The following is a 20,220-nucleotide window of genomic DNA, read 5'->3' on the forward strand; positions in this document are numbered from 1 at the left end:
GGGCCGGTCCCGGTCTCAGGCGCCGTGGGCGGCCACGTCCCAGAGGCGGCCCTCCCCGAGGATGCCCGGCAGCGCCGCCCGGATCGAGCGCTCGGCGAGCTCGGGCGCGACCCCCAGGTCGACGGCATACCGCAGGGCGGCTGCGGGGGTGCGCTCGACGCCCTGACGGCAGTGCACGAGGACCCGCTTGCCCTCGGCGCGGAACTGCCGCAGCGCGGACGACACGTCGTCGAGGACGAAGTCGAGATGCGGGTTCGACTCCTCCTGCTCCTCCTCGTTGACCCAGAACTCGATGTGCTCACGCGCGGTCATCCCGGCCGCGGGGATGTCGTCGAGCCCGAGGGGGCAGAGCGACACGATCGCCTGCACGTCGAGCTCACGCACCCGGCCGAGGTCGGTGATGGTGCCGAGGACGATGTCGGGGTCGATCGGGTGCGGGATCCCGAGGGGCGGGATGCTGGTATCGCCCATCGAGCTGATGGAGGGCCACTCGCCCACCGTGCGGCCGCGGGCGGACGTCGAGACGGCGAGCTCGACGAGGTCGTGCGCCCGCAGGCCCGGCCAGCCGTGGACCATGCGCCGCCACTGCGTCGGCACGGCCGACGCGCCGTAGCGCGCCCCGAGCAGCGACCCGGCGATCGCGGCGACGGTGTCGGTGTCGTGGCCGGCCCGCACCGCCGCCTGCAGGCCCCGCTGCAGGTGCATGGCGGAGCCGTCGCCCCGGTCGGTCGTCGTGATGGCCGCCCAGGCGTCCTGCAGGGCGGTCACGGTGAAGCCGTTGTCGCCGAAGCGTCCCGGCTCGGCGCCTGTGGCGTCCTCGACCCAGCCGGCCCAACGCTCGGCGTTGTCCGGGGTGACGAGGTCGAGCCCTGAGGAGAGGTCGAGTCGTCCTTCCGTGACGGCGATCCGGATCGCCTCGGACCACAGCACCGCCGAGTCGCCGGCCAAGGGGTCGGCGTGGGTCAGCAGCGCGATGGCGCGCGCCGCCCGGGCCGTCGAGTCGCGGTCGTCGAGCGCCGACAGGCCGACGATCGGCGTGCGCATCAGGGCGCCGTTGCCGGCGGTGAGCCCGGTGCGGGCGTGCAGCTCCTCGCTCGCCCGGGTGAGGCGCTCGTGCGGGCGCCCCTCCAGATGCTTGGCCCGGGTCAGCACCTCCCGCGTCTGGACGCCGACGTCGGTGGCCCCGCCGTCGAGCCAGGCGGTGAAGGCCTCTGCGACAGCGTCGAGCCCCTCGGGGGAGGGCAGCTCGATCCCGGCGGCCGAGACGCGGGCGACGCACAACGTCATCTGGGTGTCGTCGCTCCACTCGCCCGGCTCGTAGGGGCCGAGCCCGCCGCCCTTCATGACCGCCTCGCCGACGGGAGGGGCCGCCATCTCGTAGGGCACACCGAGGGCGTCCCCGCAGGCCTCTCCGAGGAGGACACCGGCTGCGCGGTCGACGGCGATGGGGCGGATCGGCACGGCTGCTCCTCGGGGCGACGCGGTGGCGCGGACGGTCATCACGGATGAACGTACCGCCCGCGGGACCCGGCCCTGCGCCCTCACCCTCGACGCCTGCGCGGCGGTGTGCTGCGCACGCCGTAGGCTTCTCGCGTGCTCCAACCGCTGACCATCGTGCTCCTCGCCGGGTGCGCCGCGCTGGGCCTGCTGGCCGCCCACCACCTGCTGCGGCGACGGCTCGTCGACGACCCGCTCATCATCGTCGGCGCAGCGCTCGAGCTGGCCCTGCTCGTCCAGCTCGTCGTCGGCCTGACGAAGTCGGGTGCCATCGGCAACGGCGCGGAGCGCGCCACCTTCATCGCCTACCTGTTCACCGTGCTGCTCGTCGTGCCCGCCAGCACAGTCATCGCCGTCAAGGAGAAGACGCAGTGGTCCATGGCTGTCGTGCTGGGCGGCGCCCTCGTCGTGGCCATCCTCGTCGCCCGCCTGCAGCAGGTCTGGAGCCTCAATGCCTGAGAGCACCCCCACTCCCGAGTCGGCCGCCTCCGCACCGGTTGAGCGGCCGCACACCGGGCACGGCTTCGGCCGGCTCCTCGTCGCGGTCTACGGCCTGCTGGCGCTCGCCGCCACGGGCCGGTCGATCCTGCAGATCACCGAGTACTTCGACCGGGCGCCGGTGCCGTTCCTCCTCTCCGCCGTCGCCGCCCTGATCTACCTCGTCGCCACCTTCGGGCTGGCCCGCGGCGACCGCGCCTCAGTCCGCCTTGCCACGATCGCCCTGACCATCGAGCTGGCCGGTGTCCTGGTCGTGGGCACGTGGAGTGTCGTCGACCCCGCGGCGTTCCCCGAGAAGACCGTCTGGTCGCACTTCGGCGCCGGCTACGGCTACGTCCCACTGCTGCTGCCGATCGTCGGGCTCTGGTGGGTCCGCCGGACGGCGCGGGCGACCGCGGAGGTCGAGCGCACCTCGACGCGGCGCTGACGGCGCTCCCGACCGGCGCCGATAGGGTGGCGCCCATGACCGAGCAGACCACTGCCCCTGAGTCGACGACCCCCGCGGCGACGCCCGTGCGCGGGCCGCTGACCGTCCGGGAGATCAGCGGCGACGAGGCCGTCGCGACCCTCCTCGAGCTCGGCGGCAGCTTCCTGCAGACGCCGGCCTGGGGACGCGCCAAGGCCGGGTGGCGCCGCACGCACCTCGGCTGGTTCGACGCGTCGGGTGCCCGTGTCGGCGCCGGCCTCGTGCTCTCCCGCACCATCCCGCGGCTGTCCCGGTCGTACGCGTACCTGCCCGAGGGCCCGGGACTGCCCTGGGACGTCGTGGCCGCCGACCCGTCGGTCTGGATCGACCCGCTCGTCACGTGGGCCAAGGCCAACAAGGCGTTCGCCCTGCGCCTCGGCTACCCGGTCGTGTCCCGCATCTGGGAGCGCGAGCCGGTCAAGAAGCAGGTGCTCGACAAAGGGCTGCTCAGCTTCACCACGCTGCCTCCGGCCGTCGACAACCCGACAGCCCGTGCTCTCGAGTCGTGGCTCGACCGGAACGGCTGGCTGTCGCTGGGCGCCGACGGTGTCGCGGTCGGCCAGCCGCGCCTGCTCTGCATCGTCGACCTTCGCGGCCGCACCGAGGCCGAGCTGCTCAAGGGCATGAACCAGCAGTGGCGTCGCAACGTCAAGAAGGCCGAGAAGGCGGGCGTGCAGGTGCGCGCCGTCGGTCCCGAGGGACTCGACACCTTTCACGCGCTCTACGTCGAGTCGGCCCACCGCGACAGCTTCATGCCGCGCCCCAAGGCGTACTTCGAGGCCATGGCCCGCTCCTTCGCCACCGACGAGGGGCCGATCTCGGCGCGGTTCTACGAGGCCCACGTGGACGGCGACGTGCTCGCCTCGGCCCTGATGATCCGCTTCGGCCGCACCTTCTCCTACCTCTACGGCGGCTCGACCGAGCGCAACCGGGACGCGCGGGCCTCCAACGCGCTGCAGTGGCAGGCCATGCGCGACGCGGCCGCGGCCGGCTGCGAGGCCTACGACCTCCGGGGGTTCAACACCTCCCTGGGAGCCACCAGCCCGCTCACCGGCCTGCTCCTGTTCAAGCTGGGCGAGGGCGCCGACGTGGTGGAGATGGTGGGGGAGCGCGAGCTCGTGCTCAGCCGGTTCTGGCACTTCGCCTTCGCCAAGGCCATGGCCGCCCGCATCGCGATCAACAAGCGGCGCACCGGCGCGGGCCCCGCCCCCGAGGGCGACATCTGAGGCGTCAGCGCCGCAGGTCGTAGTACGGAGCGAGCTGGCAGGTGGCGGAGCCACGTCCCTGCTGAAACCGCAGGACGACCCCACCGACGAGGACCCGGCAGGCCACCTCGCCTCGGGAGGTCAGGCTCGCGTTGGAGGGCACCTGCACCCGGAGCACGAGGAACTGCTTGGGTGAGAGGGGCGCGGGCAGCGGGAGGTCGAAGGCGACGGGTCCGCGCCGCGCCGGCAGCAGGTAGCCGGGGTGCTGCGAGTCCGACATCGAGACCTCGATCGTGGCACCGGTCTCGCCCCAGGCCTCGAACCGGACCGAACGGGCGTTGGTGGGCACCGGTGTCACCGCCGTGGTGGGGATCGGCAGGAGCTTCGGGGTGACAGCGGGCAGCGGCGTGTTCGGAAGCGGCGGAAGTCCCGGAACACCGGTAAGCGTCGGGACTCCGGGCCGGGTCGAGAGGCCAGGCTGGGTCGGCAGGCCAGTCTGGGTCGGCAGGCCGGGCTGGGTCGGAAGGCCGGGCTGGGTCGGCAGGCCCGTGTTGGCCGGGAACCGGGGGACGAGCGTGACGCTGGGGCGCGTCCCCGGAATCGGCGGCAGCCAGGACAGGCTCGGGGTTGGCGCGCCGGCGGTCGGCAGTGCCTCGGCGCGATCGGCCGGTTCGTGGGCCGTCGCGATCGCCCAGATCCCGGCGAGGGCCAGGGCGAGGACCACGCCGGCCACCACGATCTGCCACCGGCGCACCTGCAGCCCGACGGGCGGACCCTCGGGAGCCGGGGCCGCACCCACGTCCGGTCTCGGCTGCGGTCTGACGGGCTGGGGCACCCAGGCAGCCTGCTCGGGGAGCGCGGCGCCGCTCTCGGAAGAGGGGCCGCGATAGTCGGGCAGGTCGCTGGGCACCGGCGGTGTCTGGTCGGTCACGGCCACGTCGTCCCCCTGACTCGATGACGGGGTCATCAAACCAGAGCCTGACGCGGGCGCGCCGGCGAACCGCAGAAGGTGGTGGCGGTGGGCCGGGGAGGCTCAGCGCGGCGCCGGCGCGGAAACCGGTGCGACCCCACGTCACCGCCCGGCCTATCCTGTCCAGCATGTCCGAGCAGCCCGCGCACGCCCCCGCGGGCTCGCGGTCACCCCGACGCCGGGGGCGCGGGCGGAGCGGCGGGAGCGCGGCGCCGAGAGGAAGCGCGGGGACCAGGGGGAGCGACCGAGCCGCGGAGCGCGGCGAGCGGGGAGCGGCGGACGCGCGGCGCCACGGGCCCACGCCGGAGCAGCGAGAGGCGCGTCGCGTCGCGCGCGCCGCCACCGTCCCACCCATCACCTATCCCGAGCACCTGCCCGTCGTCGACCGGCGGGACGACATCGCCGAGGCGATCCGCGACCACCAGGTCGTCGTCATCGCCGGTGAGACCGGCTCGGGCAAGACCACCCAGATCCCGAAGATCTGCCTCGAGCTGGGCCGAGGCCTCGACGGCCAGATCGGGCACACCCAGCCGCGCCGGATCGCGGCCCGCGCCGTCGCGGAGCGGCTCGCCGAGGAGCTCGGGGTCGAGCTGGGGCAGGCGGTCGGCTACCAGGTGCGCTTCACCGACCAGGCCACGCGGGACACGCTCGTCAAGGTGATGACCGACGGCATCCTGCTCGCCGAGATGCAGCGCGACCGCGACCTGCGCCGCTACGACACGATCATCATCGACGAGGCCCACGAGCGAAGCCTCAACATCGACTTCATCCTCGGCTACCTCAAGCAGCTGCTGCCGCGCCGCCCCGACCTCAAGGTCGTCATCACCTCGGCGACGATCGACCCGCAGCACTTCGCCGAGCACTTCGCCGACCCCGCCACCGGCGAGCCGGCGCCGATCATCGAGGTCTCCGGCCGCACCTTCCCCGTCGAGATCCGCTACCGCCCGCTCGTCGACCCCGACCGCCCCGAGGCGGAGGAGCGCGACATGGTGACCGGCGTGTGCGAGGCGGTCGAGGAGCTGTGGACCGAGCGGCACTCCGGCACGAGCAGCGACATCCTCGTCTTCTTCTCCGGGGAGCGGGAGATCCGCGACGCGGCCGACGCCCTGAACGGCATGAAGCTGCCGCGGACCGAGGTCGTGCCGCTCTACGGGCGTCTGTCCGCAGCCGAGCAGCACCGGGTCTTCTCCTCGCACACCGGACGACGGATCGTGCTGGCCACCAATGTCGCCGAGACCTCACTCACCGTCCCGGGCATCCGCTACGTCATCGACACCGGCACGGCACGCATCAGCCGCTACAGCCAGCGCACCAAGGTCCAGCGCCTCCCCATCGAGCCGATCAGCCAGGCCTCGGCGAACCAGCGCTCGGGTCGCTGCGGCCGCGTCGCCGACGGCATCGCGATCCGCCTCTACTCAGAGGACGACTACGACAGCCGGCCCGAGTTCACCGACCCCGAGATCCTGCGCACCAACCTCGCCTCGGTCATCCTCCAGATGACGAGCCTCGGCCTCGGCGACATCGCGCGCTTCCCCTTCGTCGACCCTCCCGACAGCCGCCAGATCACCGACGGCGTCCGCCTGCTCGAGGAGCTGCAGGCCTTCGCGCCGGAGGACGACACCCCGCCCAGCGGGCGGGGAAGGCGACGTCCGGGACGCCGCCTGACGGCATACGGCCGCACCATCGCGGCGCTGCCGATCGACCCACGGCACGCCCGCATGGTCATCGAGGCCGACAAGCGCGGGGTGCTGCGCGAGGTCCTCGTCATCGTCGCCGCGCTCTCGATCCAGGACCCGCGCGAGCGGCCGCAGGACAAGCAGGAGCTTGCCAACGCCGCCCACAAGCGCTTCGCCGACGAGACGAGCGACTTCGTCACGTGGCTCAACCTCTGGGCCTACCTCAAGGAGCAGCAGAAGGAGCTGAGCAGCAGCGCCTTCCGCCGGATGTGCAAGGCGGAGTTCCTCCACTACCTGCGCATCCGCGAGTGGCAGGACCTGCACAGCCAGGTCAAGCAGGCCGCCAAGCAGGCCGGGCTCGACGTCAGCCGCGGCACCGTCCACGTCGGCGAGGGCGAGATCGACGCCGACGCCGTGCACCAGTCGCTGCTGGCCGGGCTGCTCTCGCACGTCGGTGTCCGCGACGAGCAGAAGCGGGAGTATGCCGGCGCGCGGGGCACGCGCTTCGGCATCAGTCCCGGGTCGGCCCTGTTCCGCAAGCAGCCCCAGTTCGTCATGGCCGAGGAGCTCGTCGAGACCAGCCGTCTGTGGGCCCGGGTCAACGCGCGCATCGACCCGGTGTGGGCCGAGCAGCTCGGCGAGCACCTGGTCAAGCGGCAGTACTCCGAGCCACGGTGGTCGGGCAAGCGGGGGTCCGCCGTCGCCACGGAGCGCGTCACGCTCTACGGCGTGCCGCTCGTCGTCGGCCGCGTCGTCGGGCTTGGTCGGGTCGACCCCGAGCTGGCGCGCGACCTCTTCATCCGGCATGCCCTCGTCGAGGGCGACTGGCACACCCAGCACGCCTTCCTGCGCGAGAACGCGGCACTCGTCGAACGGCTCGGCGAGCTCGAGGCGCGCACCCGCCGCCGTGACATCGTGGTCGACGACTCGACCCTGATCGCCTTCTACGACAAGCGGATCCCTGCCGACGTCGTCTCCGGACGGCACTTCGACTCGTGGTGGAAGAAGGCCCGGCGGCAGACACCGGACCTGCTCACCTTCACCGAGGAGCTGCTGCTGCGCGAGAGCGCCGGCAGCATCGCCGACGAGGACCACCCGACGACGTGGACGCAGGGCGAGAACGTCCTGCCGGTCACGTACCAGTTCGAGCCCGGCTCGGCGCAGGACGGCGTCACCGTGCACATCCCCGTCGACCGGCTCAACCAGGTCAGCCCCGAGGGCTTCGACTGGCAGGTGCCCGGCTTCCGCGAGGAGCTCGTCACCGCGCTGATCCGCAGCCTGCCCAAGGGGATCCGCCGCAACCTGGTCCCAGCTCCCGACCACGCACGCGCGGTGCTGCCCGAGCTCGACCCGACGTCCGGGCCGCTCCTCCCGGCGCTCGCCGGCGTGCTGCGGCGACGGGCCGGAGTCGCCGTCTCGCCGGAGGACTTCGACCTCGAGCGCGTGCCGCCGCACCTGACCATCACCTTCGAGGTCGACGGCCAAGACGGGCGCCCCGTCGCTACCGGCAAGGACCTCGAGGCGGTCCGCGACACTGCGGCACCGCAGCTGCGTCGCCAGGTCAGCCGGGCCGGGTCGAGCATCGAGCGCACCGGGCTCACGCAGTTCCCGGACGAGGGCGTCGCCGATACCTTCGAGAGCTCGAGCGGCATCCAGGGCTACCCGGCACTCGTCGACACCGGCTCGGCCGTCGACCTGCGGGTCCTGCCCACGCGCGCGGAGGCCGACGCCGAGCACCGCCTGGGGGTGCGGCGACTGCTCCTGCTCGGGATCACGCCGCCGTGGAAGCAGGTCCTCGCCCGCCTCACCAACACCCAGAAGCTCGCCCTCGGGCACAACCCGCACGGCAGCGTCCCGGCCCTGCTCGACGACTGCCTCGCCGCCGCCGTCGACGCCATCCGGGACGACGCGGTCACGGACCGTGACGACCACACCGTGCGCACGCGCGAGGAATTCGAGTGGGCGCTGTCGGCCGTGCGCACCCACACCACCGCCAAGGTCGTGCAGGTCGTGGGTCTTGTCGAGCCGATCCTCGCCAAGCACCTCGCACTGACCAACCGGCTCGCCGAGCTCGACCGCTCCAGCAGCCCCGCGATCCGCCCGATGCTCGCCGACGTGCGCGCCCAGCTGCGCGAGCTCGTGCGCCCCGACTTCGTCGCCGACACCGGCATGCGGAGACTGCCCGACCTCGACCGCTACCTGCGCGCCATCGCCCACCGGCTCGACAAGGCTCCCGCCAATCTCCCCAGGGACGCGCAGGCGCTCGACCAGGTCGACCTCGTCGAGGGTCGCTACGCCGACCTGCTGGAGTCCCTGCGACCCGCCCAGCGTGGCGCGGCCGACGTCGTCGAGATCGGCTGGATGATCGAGGAGCTGCGGGTCTCGCTCTTCGCGCAGACCGTCGGGACGGCATACAGCGTCTCGCCGCAGCGCATCCTCAAGGCGATCGCCAAGGTGGCCGCCTGAGCCCACGCCCGCCCTTGGGCGCCACGCGCCCGACAGGGAATCATGGGCCGGACCGGCACGTTGCACCACATGACCGCGTACGACGAAAGGCCAGACCCGTGCAGGACCCCACCGAGCTCTTCCAGTTCGAGAGCGACACGACACCGAGCCAGCTGCAGCAGCTGCAGGCCTCGGTCCTCGTGGTGGCCCTCGGCGGATTCATCGACGCCGGCCACACGCAGAAGCTGATGGCCGACCACATCCTCGCGACCCACGAGTCGCGCGTCCTCGCCTCCTTCGACGTCGACCAGCTCCTCGACTACCGCGGACGCCGGCCCGTCATGGTGTTCGACCGCGACCACTGGAGCAGCTACGACGACCCGAGCCTGCTGCTGCACCGCGTCGTCGACAAGGAGGGCTCACCCTTCCTGCTGCTCGTGGGCCCGGAGCCCGACTACCAGTGGCAGCGCATGGTCGAGGCCGTCACCGCGCTCATCAAGGCGTTCGGCGTCGACCTGACGGTCAGCGTGCACGGCATCCCGATGGCGGTGCCCCACACGCGCCCGCTCGGCGTCACCACCCACGGCACCAACCCCCGCCTCATCACCGGCAACGACCCCGCGTTCGGCTCCGTCCAGGTCCCGGCGAGCTTCGCGTCGCTGCTCGAGCTGCGGCTCGGTGAGGCCGGTCGCGACGCGATGGGCTTCGCCATCCACGTGCCGCACTACCTCGGCCAGAGCGAGTTCGCCGACGCCGCCGTGGTGGGTCTCGAACGCCTTCGCGCTGCGACGGGTCTCGACCTCGACCTGCGAGAGCTGGCGGCGACCGCCGGGCTCAACCGGGCCGAGATCTCCCGCCAGATGGAGGAGTCCGACGAGATCATGGCCGTCGTGCGCGCGCTCGAGCAGCAGTACGACACGTTCCTCGAGGGCCGCAAGCAGCGCAACCTGCTGGCCACCGACCTGTCCGAGCTGCCGACCGCCGACGAGATCGGCGCGGAGTTCGAGGCGTTCCTCAAGGACGTCACCGACGAGGACGAGTAGTCGACTGGCTTGACGAAGGCGGGCCCGACCATCCGGTCGGGCCCGCCTTCTGTTGTTGTCCGGCGATCGCGGGACGCGACAACCCTCGCGGCGTGGGGACGCTCGCGGGACGCGACGGCGCTCGCGGCGTGGAGCGTCGGCGGCCGTCCCAGCGCACCCGTCATTGCGTATGCCGGTTGGCCGCCGCCGATGCCGCTCGCGCCCTCGCATCCCACTCCCTCTCGAACGTCGAGAGGCCACGTGTGGCCCCTTCTCGAACCTCGAGAGGCCACGTTTGGCCCTCTCCCAATCGTCGAAGGGCCACGTCTGGCCCTCTTACAACCGTCGAGAGGCCACGTTTGGTCCGCGGCACTCGCGGAGTGGAGGTGATCGGCGACCGGATCCGGTTGCGGATCACCTCGAACCGGTGTGCGTGGGTGGTGCTCCCGGATCAGGGTTTGGCTTCGCTCCAGCGGCGGATCACCGAGGTGTCCGCGACGAAGCGGACCTCGTCGGTGCCGGCCCAGGTGCGGGCCGCGGTCGTGAGGGACTGTTCGACGGCAGCCGCGGCGGCGCTCGCGTGCTGCTCGGGCACGTGCACCAGGAGCTCGTCGTGCAGGCACAGGACGATCTGGCCGCCCAGCGGGCGCACATAGTGTCGCACCGTCGCGGCCCAGGCCTTGAACAGCTCGGCTGCCGAGCCCTGGATGATCGCGTTGCGCGCGTAGCGGCCCCGAGCGCCCTCGGCGCCGGTCCCGGAGAAGTCGCCGCCGGCTGGTGGCTGCGGTGCCTCGGCGTCGACGGATGCGGGCGCGGCGCTGCCCAGGCGGATGAGCCGACCGCCCCACGTGCGGACCGGCCGGCGGGCGACGCCGTCGGCGTAGGCGCGGTCGAGCAGCCCCATGGCGACCGGGTAGGCCCGCTCGAGGTCCTTGAGGGCCTCGCCGGCGGCTCCCGACCGCTGGCCGTACATCGCGGCGAGGACCGCGACCTTTGCGCGTGCGCGCTCCGCGCCGAGCTTGGCCGCGACCGGCGCGTACAGGTCGTCGGCGCGGGTCGCCTCGGCGAAAGCGCGGTCGGCGCTCACGACGGCGAGCACCCGCGGCTCGATCTGCCCGAGGTCGGCGCGGACGAAGACGTGGCCCGGGGCTGCGCAGATCGCCGGGCGCAGGGGAGCGGGCAGGTTGTGCAGCCCGTTCTGCGCGGTCATGCGGCCGGCGCCACCGTCACAGGGGGTCCAGCTGCCGCGGAGCCGGTCGTCGGGCCCCACGTGGTCGTCGAGCCACCGGTAGCCGTAGGTCGTGGCGATGCGCTCGTCCTTGCGCCACCGCAGCAGGGCGTCGACGAGCGGGTGCGTGTGGCGGTAGGGCTCGAGCACCCAGGCGCGCGTGTTGGGCACGTCGACCCCGACCGACAGGAGCAGGTCGCGCACCTGGGCGGGGTTGCGCAGGTCCGTGCGCTCGCGGCCGGGGGCGTGCCGCAGCACCGCAGCGTCGCGCTCGGCCCGAATGCAGGCGGCGTCCGCCTCGTTGCGCGGCCGGGGCCCCACCGACGCGGCGATGAGGTCCTCGGCAGCGGCTCGATCGACGGGCAGGCCGTCCCGTTCGAGCTCGAGGCAGAGCACGGCCGCCGCCGACTCGGACCACACGGTGCGCTCGAGGCGCCCGCTGTGCCGACCTCCGAGCCTCTCCAGTGCCTGCTGCTGCACCTGCTGGCACTCCAGGGCCAGCTGGGCCAGCTCACGCAGCCGTGACGGCTCGCTCGCCCAGGCGAGCGCGTCGGCCCGGAGGTGGCCGCCGGCGACGAAGAGCGCGGCGTCCTCACCGGCCGCCACGTCGAAGAGGTCGCCGTCGAACCCGCGCAGCCGGGCCGACCGCGGGGCCGGGACCGCGGCCTCGTCCAGTCCGCGGCAGCCGGCGACGACGTGCCCCGGAGTCGCCCACCACCCGCCGTGGAGCAGCCGGTGCGCCTCGGCGAGGTCCCACGTGCGCGCCACGTCCAGGCCTGCACCGATGACACCGTGCAGGGTCGACGCGGCGGACCACACGACCCATCGAGGCGCCGCGCCTTCGGCGAGCTCGGCGAAGCGTCGGGGGACGTCGCCGGGAGCCCAGGCCTCGTCGACACCCGGGCCCACGGCATACGCCCCCTGCGGGCCGACGACGAGCGCGACGAGCGGTGGCCGGGGAGGTTGTTCAGGCAACGGAGGCGGCGATCCTGCCGATGGCCTCGCGGATGATCTCGGGCGAGGTGCCGAAGTTGAGCCGCGCGTGACCATGCCCGCCGAACCCGAACGTGGGGCCCGACGACAGCGCCACCCGCGCACGCTGCACGAGCTCCGCCGCCGGGTCGTCGCCCAGACCCAGCTCGCGCAGGTCGAGCCAGGCGAGGTAGGTCGAGCGCGGCTCGACGAGGCGCACGCCGGGAAGGTGCTCTGCGACCAGCTCGCCGAGGAGTCGCCGGTTGGCGTCGAGCTCGCCGACGAGGCGGTGCACCCAGTCGCGGCCGTCGCGGTAGGCCGCCGTCTGCGCGATGACGCCGAGGTGGCTCGCGCCGAAGGTCACGAAGGGGTGCAGCCGGCGCAGGTCGGCGACCGCCTCCGCACCCGGCACGATGATCGCGGCCTTGAGACCGGCGAGGTTCCACGCCTTCGAGGCCGATGTGACGGTGAGGCCGCGCTCGGTGCCGGGCAGCGACAGGTAGGGCGTGAACGTGCTGCCGGGCAGCACGAGCGGGCCGTGGATCTCGTCGGAGACCACGCGCACCCCGTGCGCGTCGGCCACGCGCGCCAGGGCGACGAGCTCGTCGGGGGAGTGGACGGTGCCGGTGGGGTTGTGCGGGTTGGAGAGCAGGTATGCCGCCCGCTGCCCACCCGCCGTCACCTCGGCGAACACGGCGTCGAGACGGTCGAGATCCAGGCGGAAGTCCGGACCGAGCGGCGCCTCGACGACCTGACGACCACAGGCGGCGATGACGTCGTAGAACGCGTTGTAGACCGGTGGGCTGACCACGACGGGGCCACCGTCGTCGGTGAGCAGACGCAACAGGTGCGTCACGCCGGTCAGCACGTCCGCCACCCGGGTCGTGGTGGCCGGGTCGAACGCCCACCCCCACTCGGCGTCCGCGAACGAGGCCACCTCGGCGGCATACGTTTCGGTCAGGGCGTAGCCCGTGTCGCCCCGGCCGACGGCGGCGCCCACCGCCTCGACGACGGCGGGGCACGGGGAACAGTCCATCTCGGCGATCCACATCGGGATGACGTCCCCGGGGTGGACCCCCCACTTGACCGACGTGCGACAGCGGCGCAGGTCGCTCAAGGGCACCCCGAGGATGGGCGGCATGGACTCGCTCTCGGACATGGCCCGACCCTATGAGACGGGACCGACGGCCGGCGGCCCGGTGGCCCCCGGACGTGGAGTGGGTACGGTTCGACCGGTCGCACCCAGTGGGATCGCGACGTCGAACACGGAAGGTGGAGCCGGTGGGTCTCTTCGGATGGGGCAGGAACGAGGCGGTCGAGGCCTCTGACGCGACGGCCGCGCAGGTGCGCGGCAGCCGAGCCGACGGCGCCCTGAGCAAGGCCGGCCGGTCGGGCGACAGCGGCGGCCTCTCCGGAGCGGCGACCAGGCTCGTCGAGCGTCTGCTCGACGTGGGCATCGACGGGAGGGGACCGTTCGACTCCGCGCACGAGGTGGCCGCCTCGGCGCTCGAGCAGGCCCGCGGTGACGTGGACCAGGCGCTGCGCGTGATCCGGCGTGACCACCGACAGCTCGGCGCCATCGGGGGCTTCGCGACCGGGCTCGGCGGCTTCTTCACGATGGTCGTGTCCCTCCCGGCCAACGTCCTGGAGTTCTACCTGCTCGCGACCCGGATGACCGCGGCGACGGCCAAGCTGCGTGGCTACGACATCGACCAGCCGGAGATCCGCTCGGCAGTGCTGCTGACGCTGGCGGGAGCCGACAGCGACGACCTGCTGAAGAAGGCCGGACTCCGCGTGGCCGGCGGCAAGCTGTCGGCGCTCGCCACCGACCGGCTCCCGGCGCCCGCGCTCATGGTGCTCAACAAGGCGGTCGGCTTCCGCCTCCTCGGCCGCATCGGCCAGGGGAGCCTCGCGCGACTCGGCCGGGCGGTGCCCCTCGTCGGCGGGCTCGTCGGCGCAGCGGTCGACGTGTACATGCTGAACGGCATCGGTCGTCAGGCCGTCCGCGAGTTCCCGCCCGTCGAGACCTACGGCCGCTGACGCCGCCACCATGGGCATCATCGTGAGGAGACTGCACATCACTCACCCGCACCCGCGCCCGTCGGCGGGAATCGCTCGGCCGTGCTGCTCGTTGGGTGGGTCGTGAAGACCGCCTCACGCCTCAAGCTGGCCGCCACGGTGGCCTCCGTCGTCCGTGCCTCGACGCGCCCCGGCGCGCCCAGCCTGCCCGAGCGGGTGCAGGCGGTCCCGCGCCTTGTGCGCTCGACCGTCCAGGGGACGTATGCCGGCACGACCCTCAAGAGACTGGGTCTCGTCGCCGGGGCGGTGGCCTACGTCGCCTCTCCGGTCGACCTGCTGCCCGAGGCGGTGCTGCCGGTGCTCGGCGCGGCGGACGACGCCGTCGTCATCTCCTGGCTCGTCAAGGCGTTCGTCGAGGAGACCGACCGGTTCCTCGCCTGGGAGGCCGGCCAGGGCTTCTCCGGTGCCTGCGGCCGTCGCGGCCGGGGCGCGGAGACCTCCAGCACGTCCGGCGCGTCGCGAACGACGGTTCCTGGTTCGGTGGAGGCGGTTGGGGACGCGCCGGTCGCTTTCGGCGCTCCCATCGTGGCGGCCGCAGGTGACACGCCCCGTGCAGACCGCGACGTCACCGGGGCCGCCGCGGGCCCAGGGGACGCCGGGCACGGCGACCACGTCCGGCTGCCCGAGGGGATGCGCCAGGCCGCCACCGACTTCGTCCTCGAGTCGGTCCGCAAGCGCCTGGAGCGCTGAGCCGGAGCGACCGGTGGGCAGGTGTTGGCACGTGGTGCTCCGGTGCCTCCTCCACACCCCTCCGAGGCCAGAGAGGGTCTTCCACAGGCCGCAACCGGCCCCCTGCCGCTGTGGGTGGGACGGGAGGAGGCTCTCGGCATGCCGAAGATCTCACTGTCCGGGCCGGCCGAGCTGCTGACCGTCATCCCCTTCCACCTCGGGTTCCAGCCGCGCAGCAGCGTCGTCGTGGTCGGCTTCCACGGCAAGCGGCTCGGCCTGCTGGCCCGCCTCGACGTCGTCCCGCCGGAGGTGGCGGCCGAGGCGGCAGCCCAGACGGTGCCGACCCTCCTGCAGGACGATCCCTCGTCCGTCGCCCTGGTGGCGTTCGAGGAGGAGGCCGACGAGGCCATGCCACTGCTCGAGGCGCTGGCCGACGCCATGGAGTGGGACCGCGTCCTGGTGCGCGAGCGCCTCGTGGTGCGTGATGGTCGGTGGCGCTCCGTCGGCTGCGACTGCTGCCCCGACGAAGGTCGGCTGCTGCCGGCGCAGGCAGACGTTGCGGCGGTCGCCGACTACGTCGCGCTGGGCCACGCCGTGCTGCCGGATCGGGAGGGGCTCGCCCGCCTGGTGGCGCCGCTGTCGCCCGGCGACCCGCGCCACCGGGGCATGTCCCGAGCCGTCGACGACTGGCAGCGGAGGTATGCCGCCGCCGGTGGCCGACTCCTGGACCGGCCGGACACGTCCCGTCCCCGTCGGTCTGGGGGCGGGCGCGGGCTGACCCTGCTGCAGGGCGGGGACCCCGGGGACCGCCGGCTGCTCGTCGACGAGTCGCTCACCGCGTGGGCAGCGGTCCTGCACGGAGCGGCCGATGCTGCCGATCTCCACGACCTGCTGCCCGCGCTGGTCGGTCCGCTGCGCGACGTGCAGGTGCGCGACGCTCTCGTCGGCTGGCTCTGCCCGGGGAGTGTGCCGTTGCAGGGCTTCCCCGAGGAGCTGCTCCTGCTGCTTGCCGAGCTCCTCGGGCCGGGGCTGCGCCTCCCCTCGGCAGCGGGTGATGACGATCCCCTTGTGGACGCCTGGCCGGGAGACCTGGGCGATGAGCCCGACGAGGCGTTCGAGGCCAGGGCGCGCCTCGATCGCCTGGATGCCCTGGATGGAGCCGATGACGTGGAGGACCTCGAAGCCGCGGCGGCGCTGGAGGGGTGGGACGAGGCCGTCGCGTCCCGACTCGTCCTCAGCCGGCTCGAGCAGGTCTGCCGCGCGACTCCCGGTGCGCACGCGGCGCCGGTGCTGTCGGTGCTCGCGTCGCTGGCCTGGTGGGTCGGCGACGGGGCCCGAGCGGGCGTGGCCGTGGACCAGGCGCTCGAGCTCGAGCCGGAGCACCGGCTCAGCCTGCTCGTGCGGCAGTCGCTCGACCACGGCATCCGCCCGCGTCGCTGCGCCTGAGCCGGCAAGGCGTCCAGTTCGTGGACGGCCGGATGGGGGCTCGGGGCCGGCTCGCGTAAGGTTGGCCGAGGTCATGAGCACCAGCGACAAGCCCCGGCTCGCTGGTCGGCAACCCTCCTTCGCGGTGGGGTGCCCCGGGTGAGGACCTGGCCGCACCGTCTCCCGGTGTGCGCAAGCGCGAGCACGAGGAGTTCTATCTCGATGACCGTCACGCATCGGCAGCAGGGCACGCGACGTGCCGTCCGCACCGGACCCCATGCGGGCGTGACCTCGCTCCCGACCGCGCGCGCGTCTTCCCTTCCGGGTCAGGCGCGCGGCCTCGACGGCTCGGGCGCCTGGCGCGAGGGCGACCCGGTCGGCAACCGCCGCTTCGCCGACGTCGGTGACCTCGAGCTGGAGCGCGGCGGCGTGCTGCCGGGTGTGCGCATCGCCTACGAGACCTGGGGCACCCTGAACGAGTCCCGTGACAACGTCATCCTCGTCGAGCACGCCCTGACCGGCGACAGCCACGTGGTGGGTGAGGCCGGCGCCGGCCACGCATCACCCGGCTGGTGGAACTCGCTCATCTCACCTGACGGCCCGGTCGATCCCTCCCGGTGGTTCGTCGTCGCCGCCAACGTCCTCGGCGGGTGCCAGGGGAGCACGGGCCCCTCGAGCCTCGCGTCCGACGGCCGGCCGTGGGGGAGCCGGTTCCCCTACGTGACCGTCCGCGACCAGGTGGCGGCCGAGCGCCGGTTGCTCGACCAGCTCGGCATCGACCGCCTGGCAGCCGTCGTCGGTGGCTCGATGGGCGGTATGCGTGCGCTCGAGTGGGCGGTCGGGCGACCGGACGCCGTGGAGCGCTGCATCGTCCTGGCCTCGACGCCCTACGCCACCGCCGACCAGATCGCGTGGTGCCAGTCGCAGCTGCTCGCCATCCGCAACGACCCCGACTTCGCGGGCGGCGACTACTACGGAAGCGGTCGTCAGCCCGACGCCGGCCTGGGCCTCGCTCGCCGCATCGCCCACATCACCTACCGCACCGAGGCCGAGCTCGGGCAGCGCTTCGGGCGCGAGCCGCAGCTCGGCGAGGACCCGCTGCGAGCCGGTGCACGCGGCCGCTTCGCCGTCGAGTCCTACCTCGACCACCACGCCGGCAAGCTGGCGCGTCGCTTCGACGCCAACTCCTACATCGTGCTCACCGAGGCGATGAACTCGCACGACGTGGGTCGAGACCGCGGGGGCCTCCGGGCGGCCCTGGCCCGGGTGACGGCGGACTGCACGGTCGTGTCCGTCGACACCGACCGGCTCTACCCGCCGCGGCTCTCCGACGAGCTGCACGAGGCCCTGCCGGCGTCCAAGCGCGAGCACATCGTCTCGGACTTCGGGCATGACGGGTTTCTCATCGAGGAGGACCAGGTGGGCCGGATCGTCCGCGAGGCTCTCGGCCGCCCGCCGCGCTGACGCTTGTGGGGAGTCGCCGCGCCATCCCGCAGCCCGAGGGAGCCGGGGAGCTGAGCCGCCGGCAGACGCGGCGGAACGCGTGCGCGGCGCCGCGTCCCAGCGGCGCGCTGGGGAAGGCGATTTCGGGTACGGTGCGACCACTGCTCGTTTCCGTCCCAAGGAGGTCCGGGAAGTGGCCATCGTCGTTGGATATGTCGCCACCAAAGAAGGTCGCGCGGCTCTCAAGAGAGCGGCCGAGGAGTGCGTCCTGCGTGGCGCGAAGCTCGTCGTGATCAGCTCCCACCGGGGCGGGAAGGAATTCGACGCGGCGGAGGCGAGCAAGTTCGAGACCGAGCTCTCACGCGTGCAGACCCTGTTGCAGGAGAAGGGGCTCGAGCACGAGGTGCGCCAGCTCGTGCGCGGCAACGACCCGGCCGAGGACCTCATCTCGGTCGCGGAGGAGGAGAACGCCGACTTCATCGTCATCGGCCTGCGCCGCCGCAGCCCTGTCGGCAAGCTGATCCTGGGCTCCAACGCCCAGAAGATCCTCCTCGACGCGAGCTGCCCCGTCCTGGCCGTCAAGGGCGAGTGAGCGGCGTCGCAGCCGACGCCGTGTCGAGCAGCCCGGGCGTGCCTCCAGCACGCCGGATTTCCCCTGCGTTCGCCCCGATGCCGCGCGCCGTTTTATAATGTCCGAGTACCGGATCGCACCAGGCGCACCGAGAGCTCGAACAGGGACCGACTCCGACAGGCCACGCTCCTCCGGGCACCAACCCCCATCCTCGTTCGTTGTGATGGTGCATGCCCGGAAGTGGCGCGCCCACCAGACGAGTCTCGCGACGAAAGGCGACTGCATCCGTGCCCAAGGCAACAACCGCTGGAGCTCCCAAGACCCTGCCGAAGGTGTTCCAGCACGAGGCGATCATGCAGCTCCTGGTCAAGGGCAGCACCAACGGGACGATCACCGGAACTGAGATCGCGCAGGCGCAGGTCGACGCCGGACTCGACCTGAAACAGATGAAGCCCGTCCTCACCACGCTCGAGGCCCACGACATCGAGATCGTCGTCGACGCGCCGCACTCCACCAGCACCAAGAAGACCCGCACCGGGACCAAGGGAGGCACTGTGGCCACCGCACGGAGCAGCACGGCCGCGGCGACGAAGTCCGCCACGCGGACCACCGCCACCAGCAAGACGACCACCAAGAAGGCCGCGACGTCCGCGGCCTCCGACGACGAGCAGGCCCAGGCCGCCAAGCCCGCCGCCAGGACCGCCGCGAAGAAGGCGGCGACGAACGCCGGTGTCGCCAAGGCCGCGGCGAAGCCGGCTGCCAAGAAGGCAGTCGCCAAGAAGACCACCGCGAAGAAGGCCACGGCCGGCTCCGCGCAGGGTGTCGACGGCGCCGCCGCCGAGGATGTCGACGAGGACGCCGACGTCGAGCCCGACGACGCGCCCGAGGGTGAGCTCGAGGACGTCGAGGTCGCCGTCGACGTGGTCGACGAGGGCGACGAGACCGACGAGGCAGCACCGGCCGCGGCAGCCAAGAGCGAGGAGGCCGAGGAGTCCGGCTTCGTTATCCGTGACGACGACGAGGACGACGCGCCGGCTCAGCAGGTCGTGACCGCCGGCGCCACCGCCGACCCGGTCAAGGACTACCTCAAGCAGATCGGCAAGGTCGCGCTGCTCAACGCCGAGCAGGAGGTCGAGCTCGCCAAGCGCATCGAGGCCGGCCTGTTCGCCGAGGAGAAGCTCAACTCCGGCGAGAAGATCGACATGAAGCTCAAGCGTGAGCTGTGGTGGATCGCCCAGGACGGCAAGAAGGCCAAGAACCACCTGCTCGAGGCCAACCTGCGCCTCGTGGTCTCGCTCGCCAAGCGCTACACCGGCCGCGGCATGCTCTTCCTCGACCTCATCCAGGAGGGCAACCTCGGCCTCATCCGTGCGGTCGAGAAGTTCGACTACACCAAGGGCTACAAGTTCTCGACGTACGCGACGTGGTGGATCCGCCAGGCCATCACCCGCGCCATGGCCGACCAGGCGCGCACGATCCGCATCCCGGTCCACATGGTCGAGGTCATCAACAAGCTCGCCCGCGTGCAGCGCCAGATGCTGCAGGACCTCGGTCGCGAGCCCACGCCGGAGGAGCTCGCCAAGGAGCTCGACATGACCCCCGAGAAGGTCGTCGAGGTCCAGAAGTACGGCCGCGAGCCGATCTCGCTGCACACCCCGCTCGGCGAGGACGGCGACAGCGAGTTCGGTGACCTCATCGAGGACTCCGAGGCCGTCGTCCCGGCCGACGCGGTCAGCTTCACGCTCCTGCAGGAGCAGCTGCACTCGGTGCTCGACACGCTCTCCGAGCGTGAGGCCGGCGTGGTCTCGATGCGCTTCGGCCTGACCGACGGGCAGCCGAAGACCCTCGACGAGATCGGCAAGGTCTACGGCGTGACCCGCGAGCGGATCCGCCAGATCGAGTCCAAGACGATGAGCAAGCTGCGTCACCCGAGCCGCAGCCAGGTGCTGCGCGACTACCTCGACTGACTGTGAGGATCGCTTCTGCAGCCTGATCGTGCTGGGCTGTGGCTGACGGCTGTGGGTGTGACCCTTCGACTGACTGGCTTCGTGCCT

15 protein-coding genes and 1 riboswitch are annotated in these 20,220 nt (G+C 72.6%); of the genes, 11 read left to right on the plus strand and 4 right to left on the minus strand.

Annotated features, from left to right (window positions below; genetic code table 11):
• Nucleotides 1-15 precede the first annotated feature (15 nt).
• Nucleotides 16-1,461, minus strand: coding sequence for an ADP-ribosylglycohydrolase family protein (locus AB0316_RS17675; protein WP_366274352.1), 1,446 nt, complete (start codon nt 1,459-1,461; stop codon nt 16-18).
• Between the two features lie 132 nt (nt 1,462-1,593).
• Between AB0316_RS17675 and AB0316_RS17680 the strand changes: the two genes are divergently transcribed.
• The 3 genes from AB0316_RS17680 to AB0316_RS17690 are packed head-to-tail and all read left to right on the plus strand — an operon-like array spanning nt 1,594 to nt 3,687.
• Nucleotides 1,594-1,956, plus strand: a complete 363-nt coding sequence (locus tag AB0316_RS17680; protein ID WP_366274353.1) for a hypothetical protein — start codon at nt 1,594-1,596, stop codon at nt 1,954-1,956.
• A complete protein-coding gene (locus tag AB0316_RS17685; RefSeq protein ID WP_366274354.1) occupies nt 1,949-2,422 on the plus strand; it encodes a hypothetical protein in 474 nt (157 codons plus the stop codon). Before AB0316_RS17680 ends, AB0316_RS17685 begins: the two co-directional genes overlap by 8 nt.
• A gap of 35 nt (nt 2,423-2,457) precedes the next feature.
• On the plus strand, nt 2,458-3,687 hold the full coding sequence (locus AB0316_RS17690; RefSeq protein ID WP_366274355.1) for a peptidoglycan bridge formation glycyltransferase FemA/FemB family protein: 1,230 nt from the start codon (nt 2,458-2,460) through the stop codon (nt 3,685-3,687).
• Between the two features lie 4 nt (nt 3,688-3,691).
• Here the strand turns inward: AB0316_RS17690 and AB0316_RS17695 are convergent, their stop codons facing one another.
• Nucleotides 3,692-4,597: a hypothetical protein gene (locus tag AB0316_RS17695; RefSeq protein ID WP_366274356.1), complete on the minus strand. Its 906-nt coding sequence runs from the start codon at nt 4,595-4,597 to the stop codon at nt 3,692-3,694.
• Between the two features lie 167 nt (nt 4,598-4,764).
• Here AB0316_RS17695 and hrpA point away from each other — a divergent pair, with 167 nt between their 5' ends.
• Both hrpA and AB0316_RS17705 read left to right on the plus strand, forming a co-directional pair.
• The gene (gene hrpA, locus AB0316_RS17700; RefSeq protein ID WP_366274357.1) at nt 4,765-8,778 is read left to right on the plus strand and encodes an ATP-dependent RNA helicase HrpA; all 4,014 of its coding nucleotides are present in this window, start codon (nt 4,765-4,767) and stop codon (nt 8,776-8,778) included.
• Nucleotides 8,779-8,876: 98 nt separating this feature from the next.
• Nucleotides 8,877-9,800: a PAC2 family protein gene (locus tag AB0316_RS17705; protein WP_366274358.1), complete on the plus strand. Its 924-nt coding sequence runs from the start codon at nt 8,877-8,879 to the stop codon at nt 9,798-9,800.
• 430 nt (nt 9,801-10,230) lie between these two features.
• On the opposite strand, the gene AB0316_RS17710 is transcribed toward AB0316_RS17705, so the two are convergent.
• Together AB0316_RS17710 and AB0316_RS17715 are read right to left on the minus strand one after the other, a co-directional pair.
• Nucleotides 10,231-11,982, minus strand: a complete 1,752-nt coding sequence (locus tag AB0316_RS17710; RefSeq protein ID WP_366274359.1) for a DNA polymerase — start codon at nt 11,980-11,982, stop codon at nt 10,231-10,233.
• Complete coding sequence (locus AB0316_RS17715) at nt 11,975-13,138, minus strand: aminotransferase class I/II-fold pyridoxal phosphate-dependent enzyme (protein ID WP_366274360.1); 1,164 nt, start codon at nt 13,136-13,138, stop codon at nt 11,975-11,977. The genes AB0316_RS17710 and AB0316_RS17715 overlap by 8 nt, the downstream gene beginning before the upstream one ends.
• Nucleotides 13,139-13,260: 122 nt before the next feature.
• Between AB0316_RS17715 and AB0316_RS17720 the strand changes: the two genes are divergently transcribed.
• The 6 genes from AB0316_RS17720 to AB0316_RS17745 all read left to right on the plus strand — a co-directional run bounded on the left by AB0316_RS17720 (nt 13,261) and on the right by AB0316_RS17745 (nt 20,133).
• Entirely contained in the window at nt 13,261-14,019 is a 759-nt protein-coding gene (locus tag AB0316_RS17720; protein WP_366274361.1) for an EcsC family protein, read from the plus strand.
• Nucleotides 14,020-14,121: 102 nt separating this feature from the next.
• Nucleotides 14,122-14,748, plus strand: a complete 627-nt coding sequence (locus AB0316_RS17725; RefSeq protein WP_366274362.1) for a YkvA family protein — start codon at nt 14,122-14,124, stop codon at nt 14,746-14,748.
• A 138-nt stretch (nt 14,749-14,886) separates the two neighbouring features.
• Complete coding sequence (locus AB0316_RS17730; RefSeq protein ID WP_366274363.1) at nt 14,887-16,173, plus strand: DUF4192 domain-containing protein; 1,287 nt, start codon at nt 14,887-14,889, stop codon at nt 16,171-16,173.
• Nucleotides 16,174-16,242: 69 nt separating this feature from the next.
• A riboswitch (SAM riboswitch) is annotated at nt 16,243-16,357 on the plus strand.
• Nucleotides 16,358-16,374: 17 nt separating this feature from the next.
• Nucleotides 16,375-17,616 carry a homoserine O-acetyltransferase gene (locus tag AB0316_RS17735; RefSeq protein ID WP_366274364.1) on the plus strand — a complete coding sequence of 414 codons (1,242 nt, stop codon included), beginning with the start codon at nt 16,375-16,377 and terminating at the stop codon, nt 17,614-17,616.
• Nucleotides 17,617-17,788: 172 nt separating this feature from the next.
• Nucleotides 17,789-18,187: a universal stress protein gene (locus AB0316_RS17740; RefSeq protein ID WP_366274365.1), complete on the plus strand. Its 399-nt coding sequence runs from the start codon at nt 17,789-17,791 to the stop codon at nt 18,185-18,187.
• A gap of 332 nt (nt 18,188-18,519) precedes the next feature.
• Nucleotides 18,520-20,133: an RNA polymerase sigma factor gene (locus AB0316_RS17745; RefSeq protein ID WP_366274373.1), complete on the plus strand. Its 1,614-nt coding sequence runs from the start codon at nt 18,520-18,522 to the stop codon at nt 20,131-20,133.
• The last annotated feature ends 87 nt before the right edge of the window (nt 20,134-20,220 follow it).

It is taken from the genome of Terrabacter sp. NPDC080008, assembly GCF_040702505.1.
Lineage (GTDB): Bacteria > Actinomycetota > Actinomycetes > Actinomycetales > Dermatophilaceae > Terrabacter.